Source organism: Flavobacterium selenitireducens (assembly GCF_014748335.1).
GTDB lineage: Bacteria > Bacteroidota > Bacteroidia > Flavobacteriales > Flavobacteriaceae > Flavobacterium > Flavobacterium selenitireducens.
Map to the genome: position 1 here is coordinate 12,103 of NZ_JAAVIY010000006.1, position 21,399 is coordinate 33,501.

General features: G+C 48.7%; 14 protein-coding genes. 10 read left to right on the forward strand and 4 right to left on the reverse strand.

Translation table 11 applies throughout. The features are described from left to right. Positions 1–6: 6 nt before the first annotated feature. On the reverse strand, positions 7–1,215 hold the full coding sequence (locus HC229_RS10315; protein WP_191020407.1) for a serine hydrolase domain-containing protein: 1,209 nt from the start codon (positions 1,213–1,215) through the stop codon (positions 7–9). Between the two features lie 201 nt (positions 1,216–1,416). Here HC229_RS10315 and HC229_RS10320 point away from each other — a divergent pair, with 201 nt between their 5' ends. The 9 genes from HC229_RS10320 (at position 1,417) to HC229_RS10360 (ending at position 18,635) form a co-directional block, all read left to right on the forward strand. After that, positions 1,417–2,631: an NAD(P)-dependent oxidoreductase gene (locus HC229_RS10320; protein ID WP_191020408.1), complete on the forward strand. Its 1,215-nt coding sequence runs from the start codon at positions 1,417–1,419 to the stop codon at positions 2,629–2,631. Between the two features lie 73 nt (positions 2,632–2,704). Then, the gene (locus HC229_RS10325) at positions 2,705–5,467 is read left to right on the forward strand and encodes a histidine kinase (RefSeq protein ID WP_191020409.1); all 2,763 of its coding nucleotides are present in this window, start codon (positions 2,705–2,707) and stop codon (positions 5,465–5,467) included. A gap of 225 nt (positions 5,468–5,692) precedes the next feature. Beyond that, a complete protein-coding gene (locus tag HC229_RS10330) occupies positions 5,693–8,695 on the forward strand; it encodes a SusC/RagA family TonB-linked outer membrane protein (protein WP_191020410.1) in 3,003 nt (1,000 codons plus the stop codon). A 10-nt stretch (positions 8,696–8,705) separates the two neighbouring features. Beyond that, positions 8,706–10,193 (forward strand): RagB/SusD family nutrient uptake outer membrane protein, encoded by a 1,488-nt coding sequence (locus HC229_RS10335; protein WP_191020411.1) that lies wholly within the window; start codon positions 8,706–8,708, stop codon positions 10,191–10,193. A gap of 20 nt (positions 10,194–10,213) precedes the next feature. After that, complete coding sequence (locus tag HC229_RS10340; protein WP_191020412.1) at positions 10,214–11,077, forward strand: LamG domain-containing protein; 864 nt, start codon at positions 10,214–10,216, stop codon at positions 11,075–11,077. Positions 11,078–11,141: 64 nt separating this feature from the next. Continuing rightward, positions 11,142–12,500 (forward strand): glucoamylase family protein, encoded by a 1,359-nt coding sequence (locus tag HC229_RS10345; protein WP_191020592.1) that lies wholly within the window; start codon positions 11,142–11,144, stop codon positions 12,498–12,500. 2 nt (positions 12,501–12,502) lie between these two features. Beyond that, entirely contained in the window at positions 12,503–13,894 is a 1,392-nt protein-coding gene (locus HC229_RS10350) for a glucoamylase family protein (RefSeq protein ID WP_191020413.1), read from the forward strand. A gap of 209 nt (positions 13,895–14,103) precedes the next feature. Then, positions 14,104–16,401 carry a beta-glucosidase BglX gene (gene bglX, locus HC229_RS10355; protein ID WP_191020414.1) on the forward strand — a complete coding sequence of 766 codons (2,298 nt, stop codon included), beginning with the start codon at positions 14,104–14,106 and terminating at the stop codon, positions 16,399–16,401. Positions 16,402–16,973: 572 nt separating this feature from the next. Then, positions 16,974–18,635: an MFS transporter gene (locus HC229_RS10360; protein ID WP_191020415.1), complete on the forward strand. Its 1,662-nt coding sequence runs from the start codon at positions 16,974–16,976 to the stop codon at positions 18,633–18,635. A gap of 220 nt (positions 18,636–18,855) precedes the next feature. On the opposite strand, the gene HC229_RS10365 is transcribed toward HC229_RS10360, so the two are convergent. Then, positions 18,856–19,128 carry a hypothetical protein gene (locus tag HC229_RS10365; protein WP_191020416.1) on the reverse strand — a complete coding sequence of 91 codons (273 nt, stop codon included), beginning with the start codon at positions 19,126–19,128 and terminating at the stop codon, positions 18,856–18,858. Between the two features lie 121 nt (positions 19,129–19,249). Between HC229_RS10365 and HC229_RS10370 the strand changes: the two genes are divergently transcribed. Then, entirely contained in the window at positions 19,250–19,654 is a 405-nt protein-coding gene (locus HC229_RS10370; protein WP_191020417.1) for a hypothetical protein, read from the forward strand. Positions 19,655–19,681: 27 nt separating this feature from the next. Here the strand turns inward: HC229_RS10370 and HC229_RS10375 are convergent, their stop codons facing one another. Both HC229_RS10375 and kdsA read right to left on the reverse strand, forming a co-directional pair. Next, positions 19,682–20,500 carry a hypothetical protein gene (locus HC229_RS10375; RefSeq protein ID WP_191020593.1) on the reverse strand — a complete coding sequence of 273 codons (819 nt, stop codon included), beginning with the start codon at positions 20,498–20,500 and terminating at the stop codon, positions 19,682–19,684. A gap of 47 nt (positions 20,501–20,547) precedes the next feature. Beyond that, positions 20,548–21,366 (reverse strand): 3-deoxy-8-phosphooctulonate synthase, encoded by an 819-nt coding sequence (kdsA, locus tag HC229_RS10380; protein ID WP_191020418.1) that lies wholly within the window; start codon positions 21,364–21,366, stop codon positions 20,548–20,550. Positions 21,367–21,399: the final 33 nt, after the last annotated feature.

A 21,399-nucleotide genomic window follows, 5' to 3' on the forward strand; every position in this document is an offset into this window, starting at 1 on the left:
TAAAAGTTAGTCCAATTCGTCCTCTTTCTCTTTTTTAAACGGATAATCCCCGAACAGAGGCGCCAGTTTGCGCACCATGTACGGTTTTCGTGAAAACTTGTTCGAAAGCGCCACGATCATCACTTTTTCGTTTTTGAGATTGACATAAGAGGAAGTATTGCCGTGCCACCAGCCGTTGTGGAAATAAAAATGCTGGCCGGTGACCCATTCGATCATCCGGATCCCGAGGCCGTAATTCTTCTCGCCTTTGTGTTCGTAACTGTAACCGACGTACACCTGTTTGATGAGGTCCGGATTAAGGTAATCCGGGGCGTAGCGCGCCATGTCGAACTTCATGAGGTCGCGCGGTGTCGAGTAAATGTTTTTGTCGCCATAAACCGAATCAAGAAAATCCATGCCGATTTCAACACCATTTCCTTTGTAAGACGGAATGATGCGCTTGCGATCCTTTTCGTAATCCATCACAAACGTGTCTTTCATGCCCAACGGATCGAAAATCATCCGTTTCATCGCTTTCGGATAAGACAAACCCGTAATCTTTTCAATAATGAGCGCCAACATGGCATAGTTCGTATTGCAATAGGCAAAACTCCTGTCCGCCGGACGGTCGAGAGGCGTGTCGAATTTGATGAAAAGATCGAGAATGTCCCGGTTGGTCAACACTTGTTTCTTATCCCATATTTCCTTGCGGTCGGCGTAATACGCATAATTGGTAAGCCCGCTGCGGTGGTTGAGCAACATGCGCACGGTCACGTCGGGATAGGGGAAATCCTTGAGAATCGTATTGACTTTCTGGTCGAGCTCGATCTTCCCGGAATCGATGAGCAGCAAAACAGCGGTTGCGGTAATGACTTTGGAAACCGAGGCAATGTGGAGAGGCGTGTGCTCGTCCATGGTGATCTTGCGGTTTTTGTCGGCGACGCCCATGTAATTTTCGTACACGATCTGTCCGTTCTTGACCACGATCATGCTGAGGTTGTCCCGTTCCTCGTTCCAGTTTTTATCGACGAAGCGTTCTATCGCCTCGCGTTTTTTTCCTTTGTAGTCCAGGCCGAGCTTTGGTCCGGTAATCTTGAACGGCTCCATGTGAGCGAGCGTATCGACGGATTTTTCGGTTTCGGTCTTTCCTTCCACCGGAATCTCGTTTTTGCATCCGGACAACAGGAAAACCAACGTAACAGCGTATATGGAGTAGCGTTTTATCGCAAAAATCATTTCAGGAAAGTGTATAAAAGCAAATATAGAGAAACGCCAAACATTGAAACGACCGCATTTGTTAATGATTTTTTAAACTTATCGGATGAATGGCGATAATCAGTTGTGATTCAGCAAATAAAACCAATGTTTTTTGTGGATAAAAAAAGTTTTGACATCGTTTTCGTAAACCTTACTTTTGGCGGCATAATTAGCTGACACATGAAATTTGCCATTATAAGAGAGCGCAAAAACCCGCCGGACAGACGCGTCGTTTTTAGCCCCGATGCGCTCGTGGAGCTGCGTGAGACGTTTCCGCAAGCCGAAATAAAAGTCGAAAGTTCGCCCATTCGCGTCTTCACGGACGAGGAATATCGCGAAAAAGGTTTCGAGGTGACCGACGATGTTTCGGATTGCGACGTGTTCATCGGCGTGAAAGAAGTGCCTGTCGAAGCATTGGTAGCCAAAAAAACGTATTTCTTCTTTTCGCATACGATCAAAAAACAACCGCACAACCAAAAACTGATGCAGGCCATTCTCGAAAAGAAAATCGAGTTATACGACCACGAAACGATCGTCAATGAGAACCACGTCCGCCTTATCGGATTCGGGCGCTATGCCGGAATTGTCGGGGCTTACAACGGATTGCGCGCATTCGGCGTCAAATATGAATTGTTCGACCTCCCGAAAGCGGAAACCCTAAAAGGGCAGTCTGAAATGGAAGCTCGCGTGAAGCGCGTGATGTTGCCGCCAATCAAGATCGTGCTTACGGGATTCGGCAAAGTTGGCAAAGGAGCCAAGGACTTTTTGGACGCAATAAAGATCAAGGAGGTTCCGGTCGATGATTTCCTCAACAAACGCTTCTCTGACCCGGTTTACACCCATATCGACGTTTTGGATTACAACAAACGCAAGGACGGAAAGAAACTGGATAAACACGATTTTTACTCCAATCCCGACCAATATGAATCGGATTTTGAACGGTTTACCAAAGTTGCCGATGTCTTCATGGCCGGGCATTTTTACGGAAACGGCGCGCCTGTGATCCTTTCGCGCGAAATGCTGCGCAAGCCGGACAATAAGATTAAGGTCGTGGCCGACATTTCGTGCGATGTAGACGGTCCTGTCGCGACCACGATCCGCTCGTCTACGATTGCCGACCCGCTTTACGGATACCTGCCGTCTGAACATAAGGAAGCTGACGTGTTCCATCCGTCCGCGATCGTGGTGATGGCGGTAGACAATTTGCCGTGCGAACTTCCAAAAGACGCCAGCGAAGGCTTCGGGCGCATGTTCCTCGACCACGTGATCCCAGCGTTTTTCAATGAGGATAAAGACGGCGTGCTCGATCGGGCGCTGATCGCCAAAGATGGCCAACTGACGGAAAAGTTCCGCTACCTCGAAGATTATGCGCATCCCGTCGTCCACGGGAAATAGAATCGATACAAAGTGCTTCCCTGACCGGAAGCATTTTTTTTGATATTCCTATATTTGGACAAACGCATTTCAAGTGAGATTCCCGAGATTACTATTTGCCGTCGTGTACTGTTCCATGTTTGCCGTTTGTGCCCAGGACATTCCGGGCGCGAACCTGTTGCCTTTCGTGGAGAATTTTACGAAATCCGAATACAAAGGCGACAACCAGGTTTGGGACCTCGCCCAGGGAAAAGACAAAGCCATGTACTTTGCCAACAACCATTACTTTTTGCGCTACAACGGCGTGAAATGGGAGCGGTATTCGCTGCCGAACCGGAGTATCATCAGGTCATTGATGGCTGACGGCGACAGGATTTACACCGGTTCGTACAACGATTTCGGCTATTGGCAAAGGCGGGACGGGAAAATGATCTACACGTCTATCGCCCAAACAAAAAATTGCTTCGGACACGACGACAATGAAGAAATCTGGAAAATCTTTAAGTCAGGCGGCAAGATCTACTTCCAAAGTTTCAACGAAATTTTTATCCTGTCGAAAAACGGAACGGTGGAAAAAATTAAATTTCCCCATCAAATTTCCTACTGTTACCTCGTTGAGGGCACGATATACGCGGCAACCGTCCGCCAGGGCGTTTATGTGATGCAAGGCAATAAGTTCGTCAAAAAAGAAAAATGGACGCCGCTTTCGGGAGCCGTTATCCATCACATCGAGAAATACGACGGCCACATGTATGTCTTTACGAAGAATCACGGCGTATTTGTAGAGCTCGATGGTCAATTGGCCCCGTGGTCACATCCGTTCAACGCCCAACTCAAACAACACGTCATCCTTTCGGCCAAGTTCGTCAATGGCGGGAGATTGGTCATTGGTACCGGACTTCAGGGTTTATACCTCATGGATATTAAAAAAGGCAGCATCCGCCACCTTAGCCGCGAAAATTCCATAAAGAATAACGCCGTGTTAAGCCTGGCGGTCGACAGCGAAAACGACTTGTGGCTCGGGCTCGACAATGGTATTGCGCATATCGAAATCAATTCGCCGGTCGACGTGTTTTCGGACAGTTCCGGCGTGATGGGCTCCGTATACGCACTGAATCCGATGCCTGACGGATACGTATTGCTTACCAACAACGGCGTTTTTACCTACCGCAATTCGACGCTTGAGTCCGTTCCGGGATCACAGGGCCAGGTTTGGGACATTTACCGCAACGGAGATAAGTTCATAATCGGCCACAACGACGGCACCTTCGTATTCGACGGCAACCACTTGACCAAAGCCAATTCGGTAAACGGCGGTTGGGAATTCGTCCGGAGCCGGTTCGACGGCGTTTTTTTCCAGGCCACCTACGCCGGTGTGGTGCTTTATAGAAATGCGGATAACCTGTCCGATCCCGTTTTTTTAAAGGGTTTCGTAAAACCGATACGCAACATCGAGCAAAACAAACCGGGAGAAATCTGGGCGGCCGACAACTACAAAAGTCTTTACCGGGTCACGTTCGATCGGGATTTCAGGACAACGAAAGTGGAAAACATCAGCCAAATAAGCGGTCTCAACAACGATTTCGGCGTCAAGATATTCAGTTATAAAAACGAGTTGTTTTTTCTGGTGGACAAGTCATGGTTTACGTACAACGCCATTTCGGGCAAGCTTGAGAAGGATGTGTTGTTCAACAAGGCTTTTAAGGGAATTTCCGATATCATTCCGGTAGACGACGAGAGCTTCATCGTTGAAAAATCGGGGCTTTTGTACGTCATCCGCCAGAATCAAGGTCAATTCGATTGGGAACTTATCCCTGAAAAATATTATCAGGGCAAGGTGATTTTCGAAAATACCAAAGCGTATAAGATAGGCGAGCGCATTTTCATCAATCTCGACGATGGCTTTATTTCGTATCATCCGAAGGGAAAAACGACCGATCCCGGCAGCGTCAGGGTAGAAGGTTTTTACGAAGGCAACCTGATAGGGAAAGCGACTTCCATCAAGAACAGCCATCCGGTGGAATTGCACGTCATATCTCCGTATTTCGGTTATCATCGCCCGAATCTTTACTACAGGACTGGAGATTCGGGTGATTATTTTCCGATAAGCCAGGGACAAGTCGTACTTAACAATTTATCGGGTGGAAATCACGATATCGGCATTTATTCATTTGACGGCAATTCGTACAAAAAGCTCACGGCATATAGTTTTTATGTCAGGTTTCCGTGGTACATCTCGTTTTGGATGATTATCGTGTATGTATTGGTCATCGCGCTTATTTTCTTTGTCTATTATCGGTGGAATCATCTTCGCACGAAACAGAAATTGGAACTGCAGGAGGAAGAACTGCGTCACCAACGCAAGATAATGGAAATGGAGCTCAAGCGCGAAAACGAACTCAACATCCAGGAGTACGAAAAGCACATTCTCGAACTGGAAGTCCAGTCCAAATCGTCCCAAGTCGCGGGCAAGTCACTATCAATTGCAAAGCAATCCGAAATGATGGAAAACATCGCGAAAATCCTCGAATCGGAAAGCAATATTTCGCGCCTAAAGGCTGAAATCAAAAAAGTGATCAAGCATAACGCCGTCAACAGACATGAATGGGAATCGTTCGAATCCAATTTGAGCCAGGTGCACAACGACTTCGTAAAAAATCTCACGAAGCAGTATCCGACACTTACCTCCAAGGATATTCGCCTGAGCATTTACCTAAGGATGAATCTCTCTTCAAAAGAGATCGCGCCACTGATGAACATTTCGTTTCGCGGAGTGGAATTGCACCGCTATCGCTTGCGAAAAAAGTTAGGGCTTTCCAATGACGAGAACCTTTCCAAGTTTATGCTTGGGCTCTGACTATTTTTTTAACAATTGAGGCCAACTGGGTACTTATCGCAACTACATCATCGCTACATCATCGCAATTCGATTTTAGTAAAATATTATGATTATCAAGTAACTGGTTTCGAGATTATTAATGTCGTAAAAACGGTGTTTGATGTAGTTTTGTTGTATTGTTTAAAGTCGCAACTATAACGTTTGAAATACGTACATTGGTGTTGCTAACTTTTAACAAATAGATATGAGAAATTTTATTTTCTGCCTTTTGGCAATTCTCTCCCTGCCTTCCTGGGTGGCCGCACAAGGCATAACGGGAAAGGTGGTGGACGAGCAGCAGCTTCCGCTACCGGGAGTCAACGTCAATGTGGTGGGCAGTACCAATGCGACGGCAACTGACCTCGACGGTAACTTTACAATCAACGCCAATCCCGGCCAGCAACTTGAATTTACAATGATTGGTTTCGCCAATCAACGAGCGGTTGCAGCAAATGGGATGTCGATCGTTCTCAAGGTTTCCTCGACAGAACTCACCGAAGTCGTGGTCATAGGATACGGAACCGCGAGAAAACGAGACCTGACCGGCTCGATAGTAAAGGTGTCCGGCAGAGAGGTCGCAGACAAACCGAATGCCAATGCGGTAGCGTCGCTCCAGGGCAAGGTTGCAGGTCTCAACGTAGTCAACAGCGGCACGCCGGGGCAACAGCCGGACATCCGTATCCGAGGTACGATAAGTCGCTACAAAACGCAACCACTGTTTGTAATCGATGGAATTTTTAACGACAATATGGACTATGTCAATCCCAACGACATTGAGTCCATGGAAGTACTGAAAGACCCTTCATCATTGGCAATATTTGGTGTAAGAGGAGCCAACGGCGTGATCATCGTAACAACCAAGAAAGGTGTGTTGGGAAAAACGACCGTCAACTTTAACGTCTCAACCGGCGTCAAGACGATTACCGACCGGCCAAGCATGACTAATGGAACACAATTTCGACAACTCTATGATCAACAACGTCAAAATGAGGGATTGGCACCTTACGCTTACTATAACCTTTACAATGCCAATACCGATTGGGTAGACGAGATAAAGGCCGATTCACCGATGATCACGATTTATAACCTTTCGATCTCGAACGCCACGGAAAAAAATAAAATTTATTTTGGAGCGGGCTTCCACGAAGAAGATGGGCTTATCAAATACGAGAAATTCAAGAAATTCACGTTTAATATCAACGACGAGCTCACGATAAGCGACCGCTTTAAGGTCGGTGCCGGCATAAACGGATCCGACATGAGACTTCCGCAGATGCACAACTTCGTGTCTTCGTTGAACGCGACACCAATCGTCCAGCCTTTCAACGCGGCTCAAAACCTTTACAACCAGCTGCCGACCGATATGGGCGCTGCACAAATTGGTAATCCCGTGGGTAACCTCGAGGAAACGCGTTACACACAAATCGGTCGCAACACGCGGTTCGTCGGTAACGCTTTCGCGGAAGTGAAACTGCTCGACGGTCTTAAATTCAGGGCAGGATACCTGGCTGATCTGAGTTTCAACCAGTCTAGAGGATACACTCCGATTTTTGACGTTTACGCCGCCGAAACCGATGAAGTTACACCGTATGCGGGACGTCTGCTGACATCGGTCACCCAAGCTAAGAGTGACTATCAGCAACTTCAGCAGGAACTGTTGCTTACTTACGCAAAATCCTTTGGCAAACACGATTTCACGCTCCTTGGCGGATACACCAGGAACGAACTTCGCTTCAGCAGCGTTAATGGCTCGGTCAATCAGTTCGTGGGTGGGATCCCCATTCCTAATAACCCTCGCTTTTGGTATCTCGGAGTCTATCCATTCGGTGACCCTGATTCGCGAATCTCTAATTCAGAGGAGTACGACAGCGGAACCGCAAGTTACCTGGCGCGCGTTCTATACAACTACGACGGGAAGTATTTGCTGAATGCCTCGTTTAGAAGGGACGGTTCTTCCGATTTGCGAAAGTGGCAGAATTTCTGGTCGGTAGGTGCCGGTTGGGAAATCACGAAAGAAAGTTTCATGAGCAACCAAAAGGTATTCGATTATTTGAAGCTAAAAGGATCGGTCGGCGTTCTTGGAAATGCGTTTACACCAATAAGATATCCGACTTATCCTGGATACACCGAAGGAGCGACGGCTGTGGTAGGAAACGGCCCGGGCGATGAAAATCAGGCACTCGTTCCTTCCTTTGTTGCGGCATTCGAGAATAATCCGAACCTAAAATGGGAAACGGTCACGTCCTATGAGGCAGGCCTCGAGTTCGCGACCCTCAACAACCGATTGACGTTCGAAGGAGCCTACTATCACAAAAAAACAGAGGATCTTTTGAGTTATGTCAATCTCGGCGCTTTACCCTTCTTTGTGAATGCCGGTGAAGTGGAGAATAAAGGCTGGGAATTAGCGGCTACCTGGAAAGACAACATAGGTGATTTTACGTACTCGATTTCGGGCAATTTCACCACGATCAGCAACCGGGTGAATTCCGTGGTAGAAGATGGCTTCGAAATTTTTGAAAATCCTGCGATCCTTAAGGCGGGATACCCGATTGGAGCATTTTACGGATATCAAGTGGAAGGCATTTACCAATCTTATGCTGACATTCTATCTTCACCGCCAAGTTCGTTGGGATCGTACGACGTAGGGGATCTTAAATTCAGAGACAGAAACGGGGACGGCGTGTTGAATGCGGATGACAGGACGGTAATCGGAAACCCTACACCGGATTTTACCTATGGCGTCAACGTCAATCTTGGATACAAAGGCTTTTCGTTCAGCGCGGATCTGCAAGGCGTTTACGGAAACGAAATCTTCCGCGACTGGGGCAATGGATCTACTTTTACACAATTCAACTATCGTACTGACCGCCTCAACGCATGGAACGGCGCCGGAACTTCAAACTGGGAACCACGCCTCAACAGCGCATCAGGCTACAATACGAACAACGTATCTACTTATATGATAGAGGACGGAAGCTACGCCCGTCTGCGCAATCTGCAACTTGGCTACCAGTTCGAGACCAGAGTACTGCAAAAAGCATATATACAGGACTTAAGGATTTTCGTCAATGCACAAAATGCGGTGACCTGGAGCAAAACCTCGGGATTCACGCCAGACCTCGGTGGTACGCCAACGCGCTTTGGCGTTGATACGGGTGGATATCCGGTTCCGGCCGTTTACTCGCTTGGACTTAATGTGACATTCTAAAAAGAAAATTATGAAAAGAATAAAATATTTGAAATTGCCGGCCTTCGCATTGGCCTCCGTGGCCATAATGACCGGATGTAACGATGACGAATTCCTGGACAAGAAGCCGCAGGGATATGCCACTGTCGGCGAATACCCTGCCGGAGGATTGGAAGCACAGGCGTTCGGCCTTTACGGACGCCTTAGAACCGAAGCCGGCTTAACGGACTGGACACGATACTGGTTCCAGAGCATTCGTTCGGATGATGCCGCCAAAGGGAGCACGCAAACCGATGCCGCCAATTTTGGGACGATCTTCGATTCCTATCAGTATTCCGCAGCCGAGAATTTTGCCGCGGGCAACTGGAATTCCCATTATCGCCTTATTTATGATTGCAACGATATTATTGTTACGGTAGATGAAATGGAAGATCCGGATGACAACACCCTGGCAAATAAAGCGGAAGCGACCTGCATGCGGGCGTTTTCCTACTTTGACCTGAGGCGCGATTACGGGGAAGTTCCAATTGTTCTGAACCGGGTAACGACGCCGTCAGAAGGTATCGCGCCCAAAAGTACCGTGGCCGAGGTAGACGCTCAGATAATTGCCGACCTTCAGTTTGCGATCGAATACCTTCCGGTAAGCTGGCCCAACCAATTGGGGCGCGCAACAAAAGGATTCGCCCATACGCTTTTGGGAAAATTGTATCTCTATCAGCAAAATTACGCCCAGTCGCTGGAGCAATTACAGATCGTTATGGGGATGGGCTATAGTTTGTACCCAAGCTATGCGGATTTGTTCCTGGGTGCAGGCGATAATTCTGCCGAGTCGATTTTTGAAATCCAGTTCTACAGAAGCCCGACCAACCAGAACTATTCCAATAACTATTGGGAATCACAAGGTGTGCGCGGAGCGGGAAGCTGGGATTTGGGCTGGGGATTCAATGTTCCTACTCAAGTTCTAGTGGACGCTTACGAAGCAGGCGATCCGCGCCGGGCAGCGACTATTTTGTTCTCAGGACAGAGTGATAACATGGTGCCGGCTCTCGTCGTTCCGGAGTCTCCACCGTTGGCGCAACCTTACTGGAATCGCAAAGCCTATACAAAAGCCATCGAACGGTCGCAATTCGGTGAAAATAAAAACCATTGGGCCAATATCAAGCTTTTCCGATATGCGGATGTCTTGCTAATGGCCGCCGAGGCCGCAAACGAGCAGGGCCAGACGGGTGTGGCCGTGGGCTATATCAATGAAGTTCGCGCAAGGGCGAGAGGCGGAAACAACGCTGTATTGCCGGATATTATGTCATCAGACCAGTCGGTGGTTAGAACCGCAATCAAGCACGAACGCAGGATTGAATTCGCCATGGAGGGCGAACGTTTTTACGACCTGGTTCGTTGGGGAGATGCGCCTTCGGTTCTTGGAGGCTTGGGTTATCAGCCTAAAAACCGTTATTATCCGATCCCTCAAACGGCAATCGACCAATTTGGCGGCGTACTGGTACAAAATCCTGACTATTGATAACAATAAAATTCGCAATTATGAAAAATATGAGAATGTCAATCGCCCGTATGGGATTGATGATGGGAGCCTTCGCGGCTTTGGTGGGCTGTCAGGATATGGACAGGCCCGAACTCGGGAATTACCCTGTGGATGAAAATCCGGTGGGCGGCCCGTTAAAATTTTACGTGCCTTTTGATATGGATAGTGAAGATCCGCTGATGATTGCAGTAGATCAAATTCGCGCAAAATTCCCGACTGAGAACAATTTCACGACGACAGCAGGCGTGACCGAAAACGGCGTTCAGGGTGTCGCGGACGCCATGATCAATTATTCCAAACCCAATGATTGGGCTGCAACGGCAGATAGCTTTACCGTCGCATTTTGGGAAAAACACGACGGACAAACCAGAAACGGAGCCAATCCGGGAGCCGAGCACATCTTCAGTATTCCTTCCTCGAACGGCCACTGGTCCGGAGGGACGATGATGTTATTGTTCGACGCGTATGGCGGTTCGGCAACGGCCGCAGCGGTAAAGTTCGTGATGGTAGATGCCGATATGGCCGACACCTGGATGACGTGGGAAAATGCAGATTCTATCGAAGGGCTTTTGGATAATCAATGGCATCACTTTGCTTTTTCGTATGACGCGTCTACTTCGACGATGACGCTATATATCGACGGAGCTGTCCATGGAACCAAGACATGGGGAACTCACGGAGGCGTCAACCTCGACGATTCGAAAGTGACAGGCTTCCGCATCGGTCACGGCCCTCAGGCGCAAAATGGAGCGGGAGACAACTGGCTCTCTTCCAGTTGGAAAGGCTCGCTTGACCAATTCCGACTTTACAGCACGGCGCTCACCGCCGCCGAAGTTCAGGACTTGTTCGCCAACCAGCAATAATTCAGAGTAAATGCCTGTCACGACATTCGACGGTCGCGACAGGCATATTTTTAAAATCATGCCCATGAAACCCTACAAGAGCCTACTATTTTTATTGCCGCTGCTGTTCCTTTTGAATTGCAGCAACGAAAGTGATCCTGCCGAAGACCCAGGTTCTGGACTCACTGATGCCCAGTTGCTTGATAAAGTACAAAAAGACGCCATGTTCTATTTTTGGGACCTGGCACATCCGAACGCTAAATTGGCTCGCGAGCGCTATCACATAGACGATCCGTCGAATGACCAGCATATCGTCACTACGGGAGGTTCCGGATTTGGCCTTATGACACTTTTAGTAGGGATTGAAAGGGGATTTGTCCCGAGGACGGAAGCTGTAAATAGACTGTCCACTGCGTTAAACTTTCTCGAAAACGCCGATCGTTTCCACGGCGCCTGGCCACATTGGCTAAATGGAAACAGCGGGAATGTGATCCCATTTGGAACCGTCGACAATGGCGGTGATCTGGTCGAGACCGCATTTTTATGTCAAGGATTGATATGTATACGCGAATATTTTAAAGACGGCTCACAACAGGAACAGGCACTCGCCCAAAAAGCGGACGCGCTCTGGAAAGGTGTCGACTGGAATTGGTACACCAAAGGTGAAGACGCCCTTTATTGGCATTGGTCGCCAACTTACGGATGGCAGCTTAACTTTAAGCTCGAAGGCTACAATGAATGCCTGATAACCTACGTGATGGCAGCGGCGTCGCCAACGCATCCGATACCGTCGACGGCTTATCATACCGCATGGGCGCGAAACGGAAACATCGTTCATGGAGGAAGTCAATTCGGCATTCCGGTCATATTCAACCACAACGGCGCGACAGGCAATGTAGGCCCCTTGTTTTGGGCGCAATACTCCCATTTGGGACTGGATCCGGACGGGCTTACCGATCAATACGCCAACTATTGGGATCTGAACAAAAACCACGCGAAAATCGTGTATGAGCATTGCAGGCAGAACCCGAATAACTTCAATGGGTATTCCGATAAATGTTGGGGACTTACCGCAAGCTATTCGCGAAACAACGATGGCACGACCGGTTACTCCGCACACATGCCTACTAACGACAGAGGCGTGATATCGCCAACCGCCGCACTTTCATCATTTCCGTACACACCGGTTGAGTCGATGAAATTCCTGCGCTATCTCTACCAGGAAAAAGCCAGTACGCTCGTGGGACTTTGCGGGCCTTACGACGCTTTTTCCCCTCACCATAATTGGGTTACGCAACGGTATCTCGCCATAGACCAGGGAACCATTGTCCCAATGATCGAAAACCACCGCACCGGATTGCTGTGGAATCTTTTCATGAATGCACCTGAAATCAGACAGGGACTTCAAAACCTTGGGTTTCACTCCACCAAATACGGAATTTGATCATGAAATATCTCAGCCTGTTTCTTGTAGCGTTGTTGAGTTGTTGCTCGGGAAAATCCCAGACGGCGCAAATTGAGGAGTCGGACGGCAAAAGTGAAAAGCTTACCGATGCCCAGCTCGTCGACCTCGTTGAAAAGCAAACGTTCAACTACTTTTGGGAGTTTGCCGAACCCAATTCGGGACTTGCGCGCGAACGCTATTTTTCAGACGGTTATTATCCGGAAGATGACGCCCACGTAATCGCAACCGGCGGCTCCGGTTTTGGATTGATGGCTATCCTTGCCGGAATCAACCAAAACTATGTGACCCGTGAGGAAGCCGTAACCCGATTGGAGAAAATTGCCGATTTTCTCGCCAAAGCCGAACGTTTTCACGGTGCCTGGCCGCATTGGATCAACGGGAAAAACGGCAAGGTCGTTCCGTTTGGGCTCAAGGATAACGGAGGCGACCTCGTCGAAACGGCGTTTTTGTGTGAAGGCATCATTTGCGTCCGGGAATTTTTCAAATCAGGGACCGAGCGCGAAAAGGCGTTGGCGTCGAAATACGACGCGCTTTGGAAAGGCGTCGAGTGGAACTGGTACACGAACAACGAACAGAAACTCTATTGGCATTGGTCGCCCCAGTACAATTGGGAAATGAACTTTCCGCTGGAAGGCTATAACGAGACAATGATCACCTACGTCATGGCGGCCTCATCTCCCGACCACGCGATCGATCCGTCGGTTTATCACGACTGCTGGGCGCGCAAAGGTAAAATCACAAGCAAAAAAGAGAAATATGGATTGCCGTTGTTGTTGAAGCACAACGGAGCCGAGGCGTTTGGAGGGCCCTTGTTCTGGGCGCATTATTCCTTCGTCGGTCTCGATCCGAACCAACTTTCGGACAAATACGCCAACTATTGGGATCTCAATTACAACCAGACGAAGATCAATTACGAGTATTGTGTCCGGAATCCTAAAAAATACAAATGTTACGGCCCGGATTATTGGGGACTGACCGCTTCCTATTCGATCAATGCCGAGGGAACCATCGGATACGATTCCCAAAAACGCGTCGGCTACAACGCCCATATGCCAAGCAACGATCACGGCATCGTTTCGCCTACGGCTGCTGTGAGTTCGATCGTGTACATGCCGAAGGAATCGATTGCCGCCATGCGTAATTTCTATGAAAACCACAATGCGACCGCATGGGGCGATGCCGGCTTCTACGATGCGATCAGCTGCCAGTACAAAGCCTCATCCAGGCAATACCTGGCAATCGACCAAGGCCCGATGGTCGCCATGATAGAAAATTACCGTTCCGGCTTGCTTTGGAAGCTTTTTATGAATGCACCCGAAGTTCAAACGGGACTCAAAAAGCTCGGATTCCATTCGGGCAAATACAAATTTTAAAAGCCGACCCGAGCGAATCAACGACTGTTCGTGTAAAATGAATTTTCCATGAGCGAACGGATCGTCGCGCAGCAGAGGTAATGGCTTGGGTTAGTTACATTGATTTTACTGTTTCCCGGTTCTTCCCATTCGCGGGAGGAACCTCGGAAACGGTTTGCAATAACCCGGCTTTCCACATACTTTTACGCTTAAATCAAAAAAAGACAAACATGAAGAAACAACTGATCGCATTATCGCTTTTGGTCGCACTCGGCGGATATGCCCAGAAGAAGAAAGCGACGAAAACGACGTTGAAGCCCAAATCCGAATTCGTAACTGACCTCATGTCAAAAATGACGCTTGATGAAAAGATCGGACAACTGAATTTACCGACTTCCGGCGACATCACAACCGGCCAGTCCAGCAGTTGGGACATTGCGAAAAAAATCGAGGAAGGAAAGGTCGGCGGCCTGTTCAACATCAAGACCGTCGCCAAGATACGCGACGTCCAAAAGATCGCAGTCGAAAAAAGCCGCCTCAAAATTCCGATGATTTTCGGGATGGACGTCATCCACGGGTACGAAACCGTCTTTCCGATCCCGCTCGGGCTTTCGTGCAGCTGGGATTTGAAGGCCATCGAACAAAGCGCGAGAATTGCGGCTCAGGAAGCAACGGCCGACGGCATCAACTGGACGTTCTCGCCAATGGTCGACATCAGCCGCGATGCGCGTTGGGGCCGTTTTTCGGAAGGCTCTGGAGAGGATCCGTTTCTCGGAAGCCGCATAGCCGAAGCCATGGTGCGCGGTTACCAGGGCAAGGATTATTCGGGCAACAATAGCCTGATGGCCTGTGTAAAACATTTCGCTTTGTACGGAGCTGCCGAAGCCGGTCGCGACTACAACACGACCGATATGAGCCGCATCAGGATGTATAACGAATATTTTCCTCCGTATAAAGCCGCGGTTGACGCCGGCGCCGGTTCGGTAATGGTTTCGTTCAATGAAATCGACGGGATTCCCGCCACAGGGAACAAATGGTTGCTGACCGACGTATTGCGCAAACAATGGGGCTTCAAAGGTTTCGTCGTAACCGACTTTACCGGAATCCCCGAAATGATCGAACACGGAATGGGCGATTTGCAGACGGTTTCCGCATTGGCGCTCAAAGCCGGAGTCGAAATGGACATGGTGGGCGAAGGTTTCCTGGGAACATTGAAAAAGTCGCTGGACGAAGGAAAAGTCACAATGGCCGAGATCGACAACGCCTGCCGATTGATCCTCGAGGCAAAATACGATTTGGGACTGTTCCACGACCCATACAAATATTGCGACGTGAACCGCGCCAAAACCGAGATATTCACCAAAACCAACCGCGACATCGCACGCAGGATCGCCTCGGAATCTATGGTGTTGCTCAAAAACGACAAACAAACCTTGCCGTTGAAGAAATCGGGTACGATTGCCCTTATCGGTCCGTTGGCCGACGCCAAAGAAAACATGGGCGGCACCTGGAGTGTTGCGGGTCGTCTCGCCGACAATATTTCACTGCTCGCCGGAATGAAATCCGTGGCAGGCAATGGTGCTAAGATCGTGTACGCCAAAGGAAGCAACCTTGACTATGACGCAAAATTCGAGGAGAACGCGACGATGTTCGGCAAAACCTTGCACCGCGACAACCGTTCGCACGAGGAATTGCTCAAAGAAGCCCTTGCGGTCGCCAACCAGGCCGACGTCATCGTGGCGGCGATTGGGGAATCGGCTGAGTTGAGCGGTGAAAGTTCAAGCCGCACGAGCATCGAAATTCCGCAGGCGCAGAAAGACTTGCTCGAGGCGTTGGTAAAGACCGGCAAACCCGTAGTGGTCGTTTTGTTCAATGGCCGCCCGTTGGCGTTGGTCGATGAGGAAAAATCGGCGACGGCCATACTCGACGTATGGTTTTCAGGTTCGGAATCAGGTTACGCGATCGCCGACGTTTTGTTCGGAGCCGTGAATCCGTCAGGCAAACTGACTTCGACGTTCCCAAGGAGCATTGGTCAGATACCGATTTTCTACAACGCGAAAAACACAGGTCGTCCGATTGCCAACAAAGAAGGCAAGTTCGAGAAATTCCGGTCCAATTACATCGACGAACGCAACGAGCCGTTATTCCCATTCGGATTCGGTTTGAGCTACACGAAATTCGCTTACTCGAACCTGAAAATTTCATCTGCGAAAGCGGGGATGAACGACAAATTCAGCATTTCGGTCGAAGTTGCCAATACCGGCAGTTTCGACGGAGCCGAAGTCGTGCAGTTGTATATGCGTGACCTCGTCGGATCGGTGACGCGCCCGGTGCGCGAACTCAAAGGTTTCGAGAAAATTTTCCTCAAAAAAGGGGAGAAGAAGACTGTGACATTCAATCTGTCGGCCGAAGACCTGAAGTTTTATAATTCCGATTTGAACTTCGTGGCCGAGCCCGGAGCGTTCGAATTCTACGTCGGGACCAATTCCAATGCCGACATGAAAGTAAATTTCGAGCTGACGAAATAACATACACAAAAATTTAAATCCTAAGGGAGTTAAGAACGTCAAGAATTCTCGCGAACGGCTTGACTGGCTTAACTCCCTTATCTTTTAAAATTGCCATATGAAAATTTTGATTTTGCCAAAATGCCTTTGCTTTCTAGGTTTTTCTGGTAACCTGACCTGCCGTCATTTTCGTCGGAGGAAGTTTCACGGCCGATCTCAAAGCCGGTTTTGAAATGAGAAAGTGTTTCCCGTAGATTGCCCAGCCCCGATGGCAGCGGACAGCCTTTTGATAAAAAAGACCTGGTTTGCGGTTGAGGCGAGGCGACCACAGGAAGCCCGCGCCTCAGCCGTAGCAAACCGGGATTTTTTGAGGAAGCTGTGAGCGAACAGCGGGAAATAGCTGCAAACAACAAGCGAAATCGTTGTAAAACGCTTCCTGAAATCGATTTCGTTGATAACTTGACCTATCGTATATTGTGGGATAAGCATTTATAAAAGATATTTATAAAATTTTCGGCGCCAAATTGGGAAACCGTTAAAAAAGCGCCGGGAAATTTGCCAACAACAAACCATTAACCCTTAATCCAAATTGAATGGATACATCTACAAAAACCAACAATTCGGCGTTGTACACGCTGATTACCGTTTTCTTTTTTTGGGGATTCATCGGAGCTTCGAACGGCGTTTTCATCCCGTTTTGCAAAGCGAAGTTCGGCCTCGACCAATTCCAGAGCCAGTTGATCGATTTTGCGTTCTACGGAGCGTACTACATCGGGGCTTTGCTGCTGTTTATCTTCAGTAGCGTTGCCAAGCGCGACATCCTGAATTCGTGGGGATTCAAGAAAGGCATCATCAACGGTTTGTTGTTGAGCACTTTTGGTGCGGCTTTCATGATTTTTGCCGTGATCCAGGGAAGTTATGCCCTGATTCTCGCGGCTTTGTTCGTCGTGGCTTTGGGCTTTTCGCTTCAGCAGACGTCCGCACAGCCGTTCGCCGCCTCTCTGGGAGCGCCCCAGACCGCATCTAGCCGGTTGAATCTAGCCGGTGGCGTGAATTCGTTTGGGACGACCATCGGGCCGATCGTGGTTTCGATTGCGCTATTTGGCGTCATTTCGGGCGTCAACATTGACGAATTTGCCAAAAGGGCCGATTCACTTGACAAAATGGAAATCCTTTACGCTTGTGTAGGCGGACTTTTTCTTTTAGCGGCCGGGCTTTTTACGGTTTCAAAGAAATTGCCGTCGGGCAAAAGCGACGACTCGTTCGAGCCTGCAAACAAGGCCATGAAGACACTTATCGGGATCACATTGGCACTTGTGGCTATTTTCGCTTACATTTTTTCGCGATATGAGGATCCGGAATTTATTACCAGATTCGTTGAAAACAAAGAACAGGATTTCCTTGGATTGGGTCTTACCGTCGCATCGCTGTTAGTCGTCGTATTCGGTCTTTTGTTCGCCAATTCGACGGCAAAACGCAATCCTGCGGGTTGGGGCGCGATGAAATATCCTCAGCTTGTTTTGGGGATGTTGGGCATCTTTACCTACGTAGGCGTAGAGGTCACAATTCAGAGTAACCTTGGGGAATTGCTGAGTACGCCTGTCTTTGGAGGCATCGAAGGCGCGGCTTTGGCACCTTATATCTCGATGTATTGGGGAAGTTTGATGATCGGACGCTGGGCCGGAGCGATAACGGTATTCAACCCGTCCAACTCGATGCGAAAAATTCTTTTGATCGTCGTGCCGTATGTTGCGTTCGGCGTCGTGCTTTTCGTCAACCACGTATCAGGCCAGGACGTTGGCCCGCTTTACGCGTACGCGGCGGTTGTAGCCATACAGATTGCCGGATTCTTCATGGGTCAGGACAAACCTGCGCGCACGCTTATGATCTTCGGACTACTTGGCATGGCCGGTATGATCATCGGATTGATGAGCACGGGAACTATCGCGATTTACGCATTCATGAGCGGCGGTTTGTTCTGCAGCATCATGTGGCCGGCGATTTTTGCATTGGCCATCACGGGTCTTGGAAAATATACGTCTCAAGGATCGGCTTTCCTGGTCATGATGATTTTGGGTGGTGGTATCATTCCGCCGCTTCACGGTAAGATATCCGACGTAATCGGAATACACGAGTCGTATTTTATCCCGGTGATTTGTTTCGCTTATTTGGCGTTCTACGGATACGCGGTAAAAAATATTCTCAGGAAGCAGAATATCGACATCGACAATATCGAACTTGCCGGCGGACACTAAGTCTGTGACGTTTTAAAAAGCCAAAGGGTTTGCGCGTAATGTGCAAACCCTTTATTTTTAAACCCTACTAAAAGTTTATTGAATGGCCTTACTAAAATAGGGAAGCGGGCCGAGCCCGAAAAAGCCATTTGCGGATTTTCGATGAAGTACACGTTAAATTAACACTTTGTAAGGATTTACATAAGCGGGATTGCACTTTATCGGTTGATTTTCAACCAGATTATTTTTTGTTTTCTTTATAGCGGCGATCCGGTGTTCCGTCTTTTTTGACATGCACTTTTTGCTTGTAGCGTTTATCTGGCGTACCGTCTTTCTTGAGTACGACGCCTTCTTTTGTAACCGTCTTACTGTCGTTGGTATTGACGGTTGTCTTTTTCTCGACCGTGGTAGTGGTCGTTTTTTGGGCTTCTTTTGCCTTTTGGGGCGTCGTTTGGGCCTGGGCGCCAAATCCGAGGGCCAAAGCGATCATCAGGCTGAACAGTAGTTTTTTCATGATATGATAGTTTTGTTCCCAACAATTTACAATTATTTAAACCGAGGTGGCTTTTTCTTAACGTAATCTTTTGGATAATAGTTCGAGGTGGCGTATTTTGGACACAACTAAAAAATCCCCAATGAACACTGTAAGAACCAATATCCAGAACCTCGCGATGATGTCCGCCGTGATTGCTTTCGCGTCTTGCGAGTCGCATAAGAAAGTCGAAATAAAAGAGGACGGAACCGAAGTAGTCGAAGTGCGTACGCCTCACCAGGATACGGTAGATAAAGTTGCCGAACCGGCGATGGAAGAACGATCCGTACAAGGTTCCGTGAAGGAAATCAACCGTGGGAAAGACGGTTATACGGCCAAGATCGAAACGGCGAGCAACGAGATTTATTTCGTTACGGTAAGCCATTCCAACCTGAAAGACCACACTCAATATAAGGATGCCAAGATTGGCGACAACCTAAGTGTTACCGGCGATTTCTGGAAGAACGGTGAAGGCCAAAATCAGATAACCGTTCGGGTACTCAATTAAAAAAGACGTCCTGCCTGACGCCTGACGCTATAACCTGAAAATACCTCCGACTACAAGTGTTTTTTCCAGAAATCGAAAATGTTGGGATGCGCGGTCGGAGCCGTTGTACGTGGTTCGTATGTCCGGCATGTCGATATAACCTGCCTTTACTTCAGACTGTATAAAGAAGTATTTGAGAAACGTCAGGTTCAGGCCTGCTTTCAAATCAGCGCCCCATCCCGAAACGTGGAAATTGTCGTGTCGCTGCATGCCCATGAGCGTCGTATTGGTTTTCGGATACAGCACACCGCCTCCGACGCCTACCAAAGTATTGAGCTGGACAATATCGGTATTGACATGGAAGTGTTTGGTAATGTCGTCAACGCGCGTCAGCTCGGCGCTGATGAAATTTAGGCCGTCGGTATGCTCAAATTTTAAGAACTCTTCGGTAAGATACCTCGGCGTGTCGGTAAACGTTCCGTCGAACGGCACATGGCCTTCGATATGGCCATCCATGTTCACGAGCTGGTTTTGGGTCATCACGTATTTCATGTGATCGACGCCGAGTGAGACGTTCCACTTGTCGTGAACGTAATAGCCCAACCTAAAATTCGTTTGCGGGATCGTCATGCGCGTCGGGTTGATATAGTCGACGTGTATGCCTTTGGGCTTGTCGTGAGCCGTTACGTTCTCGAGCGTAAAATCGTAATTCCTGCCGTGAAAGCGAATATCGGACTTCGAATATTGATCGCGGTTTCCTCCCCAATAAACGAAAAATTTCCCTTTGTTGTGAGCTGTGTAATAATTTGACGCGCTGTCGTGCGATTGCGCGAAGTCGAACCCTGGGCACAGCAGAATCGCCAGCATCAGGAGAGATAATATCCTCAAAAAATGTTTGTTTGTTGCGTGTTCGCTTAGAAAGCGTTGACGGTTTGGCGAATGGCGACCAGTTTCCTCATCAGGTCTTCGAAATAGTTGAGATGCAGCATGTTCGCACCATCGCTTTTGGCGTTGGCCGGATCAAAATGCGTCTCAATGAAAATACCATCGACTCCTACCGCTATACCGGCTTTGGCGACTGTCTCTATCATGTCGGGGCGACCGCCTGTAACGCCCGCGGTCTGGTTGGGCTGCTGGAGTGAATGCGTCACGTCGAGCACCGTCGTGGCGAACTGCTGCATCGTAGGAATGCCGCGATAGTCGACGATCATGTCCTGATAGCCGAACATCGTGCCGCGATCTGTCGCCATCACGTTCGGGTTGTTGCAGTCCAAAACCTTCTGGACGGCGTGCTTCATGCTCTCCGGGCTCATGAACTGGCCCTTTTTCAAATTTATCGTTTTTCCGGTATTTGCGGCCGCCACAACCAAATCGGTTTGGCGAACCAGAAAGGCCGGGATTTGGAGCACGTCGACATATTCGGCAGCCATTGCAGCATCTTCATTGGTATGGATATCCGTAACGGTGGGAACGTTGAAAGTCTCGCTCACTTTCCTGAGAATCTTGAGCGCTTTTTCGTCACCTATGCCGGAAAAACTGTCGATGCGCGAACGGTTGGCTTTTTTGAACGATCCCTTGAAAACGTAAGGGATTTGAAGCTTATCGGTGATTCCTACAAGGGTTTCGGCAATCCTCAGCGCCATTTCCTCTCCTTCTATGGCGCAAGGTCCCGCGAGCACAAAGAAATTTCCGCTTTCCAAGTGCTTGATATTGGGTATATTCTGTAAGTTCATGCTGATTTTTAAAAAGTTGCACAAAGATAAGCA